This window comes from Nonlabens sp., assembly GCF_047636915.1.
Lineage (GTDB): Bacteria > Bacteroidota > Bacteroidia > Flavobacteriales > Flavobacteriaceae > Nonlabens.
This window is the reverse complement of the sequence record NZ_JBLIGN010000113.1, coordinates 1-6,484: the sequence shown is the minus strand read 5'-3', so window position 1 is coordinate 6,484 and position 6,484 is coordinate 1. Positions and strand designations below refer to the sequence as shown.

Sequence of the window (6,484 nt, the reverse complement as noted above, 5' to 3'; positions counted from 1 at the left end):
AAAATTCATATGTGTGCTGTTCCAGGTTATACCTGGGCGATGAAACACTATATCCTCCCGTATTTTTTTGTCCCATAGCCACGACAATTACTGATTGGGTAGTAAAATCTACCTTTGGAGTTTCAAAACCTGGAGATCGAGTTGCATTCAGAACTGTATAAAATTCTTTCAACTTTTCCTCCGTATCAATAATCATGGACTTCTCCTTCACTATATTCATATGGTGATCATTGATAAGAATCTTAAAGCTTTTGACCTGGGATTGTTCGGCCTGCTTTGTTGTTTCTTTTTTACTGCAGCACGAACTGAAACTACAAAGACTTAGTGCCATCAAGCACAGTGTTATATAATTTTTCATATTGAGGTATTATTTTTAGTATGTCGTATTGTTCCGCTTTCGCGAAAGCGGCATTTTTAAAATCATTTAAGACCTGATCGTCTTCCAAGATCTTCACAGCATTTGCTGCCATTTCTTCAATGTTGCCTACATCACTAGTATAGCCTGAAACACCATCTTCATTCACCTCTGGTAAACCACCTGTATTTGTGGAGATCACTGGTGTGTGGTTTGCCATGGCTTCTAAAGCCGCAAGACCAAAACTTTCCTTCTCGGAAGGCAATAAAAACAAGTCTGAAAAACAGAGAATACGATCAATTTCTGTACTGTTCCCCACCCATTTGATCTTCATTTTTAAACCCGCTTTATGAGCGTATTCTTCTGCTGCAAAACGTTCTGGACCATCTCCTACCATAATTAATATGGCCGGAATCTGTTTCTCTACGATTTCAAAAATCTTTATGATATCCATAAGGCGTTTTACAGGACGCATATTACTTATATGGGTAATAATGCGCTCTTGCGGGAATGCCATTACGGTTCGATCACAATCTTTGAACTCTGTCTTGTACAAAGACATATCTATAAAATTAGGAACCACATCGATTTGCTTGGTAATTTCAAAAAGCTTTATAGTATCTCGTTTCAAATTAGCGGAAACAGAAGTCACCACATCACTATTATTGATACTAAAGGTGACTGCTGGTTTATAAACAGGATGGTTTCCTACGAGTGTAATATCGGTACCGTGCAAGGTCGTGACCATAGGTAACGTAATCCCTTGAGCTTTTAACATTTGTTGTGCCATATAGCCCGCATAAGCGTGTGGTATCGCATAATGAACATGCAATAATTCAATACCGTATTCTTGTACTACATTTACTAGTTTACTGGACAGTGCCAATTCGTAAGGCTGGTAATGAAAGAGCGGATACTCTTCCACATTTACCTCATGAAAAAAGATGTTACTAGAAAGCAAATCTAACCGTACCGGTTGTTTATAGGTCACAAAATGTACTTCATGACCGCGTTCAGCAAGTGCTGTGCCTAACATGGTAGCTACTACTCCACTACCACCGAAGGTAGGATAACACACTATGGCTAGTTTCATTAGTTTAGATTTAGTCTATGATAGAATCATAGATAATTTGCTGAATTTCAGTTCTGATATTTTTATCGATGAGGAATCTATTTCCCACATCTGGATGTATTCTATTGGACAAGAACACATATACTATTTCTTCTTCGGGATCTGCCCAGGTATAAGCACCTGTAAAACCACTATGTCCAAAACTCCTTTTACTCACACAACCACAGGTAGGACCTTCTTCTTCTAATTGTGGTTTATCAAATCCTACTCCGCGACGCACGTCACTCTCACAGTAGTAGCAGGTATTGAACTTATCTATGGTCTCTTGTGTAAAATACTGTCTTCCTCCATAAGTGCCTCCTTGAAGATACATTTGCATCATCTTTGCTATATCATTTGCATTTGAAAACAAACCGGCATGTCCACCTATTCCGCCTTGCATCGCTGCACCTTGATCGTGCACATACCCATGAATCAATTGTTTTCTAAAGATCGTATCATTCTCTGTTGGAATGATCTGAGAAATAGGGAATTTTTTACGGGGTAAGTAACCCGTACGATTCATTCCTAGACTTTCATAAAAATGATCTTGCGTCAGTTCATCTAGGTTTTTAAGGTAATGACTTTCTATATATTTTTTTAACAAATAATAAGGAAGGTCGCTGTATTTGTATTCAAGATCTTCTCTTAACTCACTGTTTTTAATGCGGTTAAATATGGTGTCTTGGGCCATAGAGTTGATAAACAACTCGTCGGCTACTTGAGTTCTGTAATTTGCTTTAGATCCCTTGCTGTAATATTGAGATAAAGGTTGATGCGTCAGAGAATCTAGCGTATAGATATAAAATGGAATCCATGGCTTTAACCTGGCATAATGGGAAAGCATTTGCTTCACCGTTATTTGCCCCTTATTAGTATTCTTTAAATCTTCATCTAGTTTAGAAATGACATCATCTATAGAGATAATGTTATTTTGTTCCAACTCCATAACTAGCGGAAGCGTCGATACTATTTTTGTAACGGAGGCAATGTCGTAAAGATCCTTATAGGTGACTGGATCTTTTTTATCATAGGTATGATACCCATAGGTCTTACTTAAAATCACTTTACCGCGTCGGGCTACTAGAATTTGCATTCCGGGAGCTCCTTTTTTGTTGATCGTATAATTTGCAATACTGTCTATTTTTGACAACATTCCAAAGTCCAACCCTACACTAGAAGGATCATTACCATAAGAGAGGCGTTTTAGACTTTTAATGGGTATACCTTCGTTGACTTTAAACAAGCCAGCACTTACTGGTAAGGTCCCAACAGCATCTCTACCACCAAAAATCATTTGCGCACTAACCATTTGACTCCACTCACTATTTTGATAAGACATCACAATTCCTTCAAAATTCTTTTCCGTCTTGATCTGATCTAACATATAAGGACTTACAAAACCATCAAAAATAATGCGATGCTTTCTTGCTATCTCATACAGCCATGTCAACTCGCGTTCTTCTAACCTGTATGATTTCCATGGATTCTCATTGCTTCTATGAAATCCTACGATAACCGTATTGTAGTTTTCTAGCATTTGAAGCAATACATCCAGCTTATCACCTACTATCTTGTCTACTTTGGTGTATTTATTAAGTTCTTTATAAAAAACATCTCCAGAATCATCTCCCAATGGTACATAAGCGATTTTCTTTGTTTCTAGGTTACTAATGGGTAAAATATTGTTCTCATTCCTTAAAACAGTGATAGCTTTAGAAATCGCATTTTCATAGACCACGTCATCTTTTTCCGTATTCAAATCCTCTAAGAGTTGTGGAATAACGATCGGTTCATACTGGTTAAGACCTGCCATGTATTTAGACATTAATATCTTCTTTACAGAATGCGCGAGTCGCTCTTCGGTAATATCGCCTGATGCCATGGCTGCAAATATTTTATCAATAGATTTAGGCACATCTTCAGAAATAAGCAACACATCATTACCCGCTTTAAACGCTTGTAGATCTATTTCTCCTGGAGCACTAAAGTTACTCGCCCCTTTCATATTCAAAGCATCTGTAAAGATCAAGCCCTTAAAACCTAACTTTATTTTCAATAAATCAGTAACTACTTTTTCACTGATACTGGTAGGATAGCCGGACCTGGATTCCAGACTTGGGATATTTAAATGAGCCACCATAACGCTCGCCATTCCTTTATCCATCAACTTTCTATAAGGAGTTAATTCTACGCTATCGATGCGAGCTGCACTAAAATCTACTGTTGGCAAGGTTTTGTGACTGTCTTGATCTGTGTCTCCATGACCAGGAAAATGCTTTGCACAAGCCAGTGTACCGGTACTCTGCATACCCTTCATAAACGCACCGGCCTTGTCGGTAACATTGTTCATGTCTTCACCAAAACTTCTATTTCCTATGATAGGATTCTGCGGATTGGTATTGATGTCTACAACTGGTGCAAAATTAATATGCACTCCTAGTCTTTTGCAATGCTCACCGATTCGTTTCCCTACTTTATAACTGGATCTTGTTCCAGGAGTTGCTCCAAGCGTCATGTTCCATGGGAACGCATACGTACTGTCCAGTCGCATAGCGAGCCCCCATTCGGCATCCATAGCGATCAACAGAGGTGTTTTTGATTTGGCTTGCAACTCATTAGTTAAATAAGCTTGTTGCACTGGTCCACCTTTTGAGAAAATGATACCGCCTATTTTATACGTTTCCACCAATTTGCGCACCTGGTCAGTATGTGCTTTTCCTTTGTTGGAAAACAGATCTACCATAAACAATTGTCCTATTTTATCTTTTTGAGACAAACTGTTGTACACACTATCCACCCAGTGCATTTGTGCCACGGAATCTGTGGCAATTAAAGGTCTGTTAGTGGTTAATTGAGCTTGTGAAGTGTATGCTTTCGCGAAAGCGAAAACTACTATAAGCCAAGAAGCATATTTAAATTTCATATCGTTTTCAGCAATTTCTATCAGGAATGCAACCATCATTCCTATATCCGAAAGATACCGAATTTGACCAGCATGAAATAAAAAAAACTGTTTAAATATAAGCTGGTTTGTGAACTGTTTTAGGAACTATAGTATGTGTATCAGATGCATTCACATTCACATAGGTCTTCTGAAAAATAGGGTGATTCGTGCTTGTAAGATAAAATACCATCGGGACATTTTTTCTTTGACATTAAAATGCACTCGTCAGAACCATTAATTCCATGAAATGAAATAACAATTACTTAAATAAATAGATGTCAAAAACAATTCAAATGCTATTTTGAAAAAAGTCTTAAGTTTCCTGCGTTTATGTTCATTACAAGTCACATTACCATCACTTCCACCACACCAACCAGCTACAAAACTAAAATTCTTGAGCCTTCTTCGCAGCTAGCTGCGACAGTTGTGCAATTATCGCAATCATTAATATTGTCTAATCTGCATACCGCTGCTGCAACTGGACTTATAAATCCCATTAAAACAGGCATCCACCAAGCTTTTGTTGACAAGCCAAAACTGTATAATCAAGAAACAGTATCGTTATAAAACTAGCAAAATAGATACTGATCACGGTTTACATAATTCTAAAAAAACCTAGAATGCCAGCTTTCACTTGCTGGAACTTCCCAGTGTTCTCTGTATTCCCCTACGGTTTCCACCAGATTATTAAAAACAATCGTGCTCGGAGAAACTGATTTTGCTTTAGCCATTTTTTTAAAATCGGTAAGTTCTTTGTGGGCTAAGTACTTTCCATTTTTAAAAGTAACGTTCATTTTATCCATCAAATCTATAAGAAAAGCTTTCTCAATAGATTGAATAAAACGAACACTTGAATCGATAGAACATCCAGTTGCCCCAGCCTTTGACTGATCTAATCCTATCACAATAAAACGATTATAAGGATATTCAACACCAGAAAATAGATCTTTTCCATGTGCTGTCCACTGTTCTAGGAAATTATCCATCTGTGGTTTTAACTCGTTGAGCTCGTCATTTGTAAAAGGTCTGTTAGCTTGGTAGATCCATACTCTTGACTCATCTGGAAGGTCTTTGAAATGTGCGTGCATAAGATAGTTTTAATTTGGTTACCTACTTTTTAAACTAATGAAACAGAGTTTTTGAACAGTGCCTCGTTGTTTGTTTGCTTCCTATCCTGAAGAAACCTTATAGAATGCAAAAATGAGGCTAAAATTAAACTTTAATTATTATTTAAGAATATTTTCATCTTTTAAAGTGAACAAAAAGGAATGCGTCACATCTTATGGTTTCATATACAGAAGATAGGAATGTTTAATTGCTGTGAACACATGATTAGACAAGAAGTAGCAGGCAAAGCATCCTATACCATGAACAGGTCATTGTCCAGCGGTTATTTCTTAACCGTACTTATGGTTACTTCTCTTTGCATCCATAGATTTTTGTTTTTAAAAAGACTAAATCCTTATAAATATTAAGCTATAGAATGCTATAAACGATGCGACCAAAAAATAAAATTAAAAGGCTTTTACCTATATAAAAAAGATACCGAAGACATCCAAATTGATTTTATAGAAGTTTCTTTTTACTTGATAATAACCAATGGCATATCAATTTATTATTTAGTTGCTTTTTTCTTTAAAAAGAATCAATTCACAATAAATAAAATAAAGAAGAAAACATAAAACGAACCAACTGTTCTTGTAATATCAATAGGTAGCTCCTCAAAAAATAATCCTTTAATTCAAAGATAATGTGAAAACGATAGCCGTGAACACCTTATGAAATAAGTTTGTTTCTAAAACAGCTCTATTCTCTTTGTTTGGTATCCCTTTAAAAATTCTCTTTTAAAGTCATTCCTGCAAAAAAGAAGGCAAATATTGCCATAATTACAAAATAAAAAAGGTAGTAATCCCAACCTAAATCTGACCAATCAAAAATAAAGTCAGCAAAAAGAACCAACAACATATTAGCTAACGAAAATAGGAATCCATAGATACTTCTCGTTTTTACATTAATCTTATTAAAGTCAAACATAATTTATACGTTACTTGTTTTTATTTTTAACAGAATA

General features: G+C 36.3%; 5 protein-coding genes. All 5 read right to left on the bottom strand.

Annotation, left to right across the window (positions count from 1 at the left end):
* On the bottom strand, window positions 1-220 hold a 220-nt coding region (locus tag ACJAT0_RS12035; RefSeq protein WP_415181853.1), incomplete at its 3' end, for a hypothetical protein.
* 91 nt (window positions 221-311) lie between these two features.
* Window positions 312-1,448 carry an N-acetyl-alpha-D-glucosaminyl L-malate synthase BshA gene (bshA, locus tag ACJAT0_RS12030; protein WP_415181852.1) on the bottom strand — a complete coding sequence of 379 codons (1,137 nt, stop codon included), beginning with the start codon at window positions 1,446-1,448 and terminating at the stop codon, window positions 312-314.
* 10 nt (window positions 1,449-1,458) lie between these two features.
* A complete protein-coding gene (locus ACJAT0_RS12025) occupies window positions 1,459-4,392 on the bottom strand; it encodes a glycoside hydrolase family 3 N-terminal domain-containing protein (RefSeq protein WP_415181851.1) in 2,934 nt (977 codons plus the stop codon).
* A gap of 626 nt (window positions 4,393-5,018) precedes the next feature.
* Complete coding sequence (locus ACJAT0_RS12020) at window positions 5,019-5,501, bottom strand: ABC transporter ATPase (protein ID WP_374002226.1); 483 nt, start codon at window positions 5,499-5,501, stop codon at window positions 5,019-5,021.
* 742 nt (window positions 5,502-6,243) lie between these two features.
* Window positions 6,244-6,447: a hypothetical protein gene (locus ACJAT0_RS12015; protein ID WP_415181850.1), complete on the bottom strand. Its 204-nt coding sequence runs from the start codon at window positions 6,445-6,447 to the stop codon at window positions 6,244-6,246.
* Window positions 6,448-6,484: the final 37 nt, after the last annotated feature.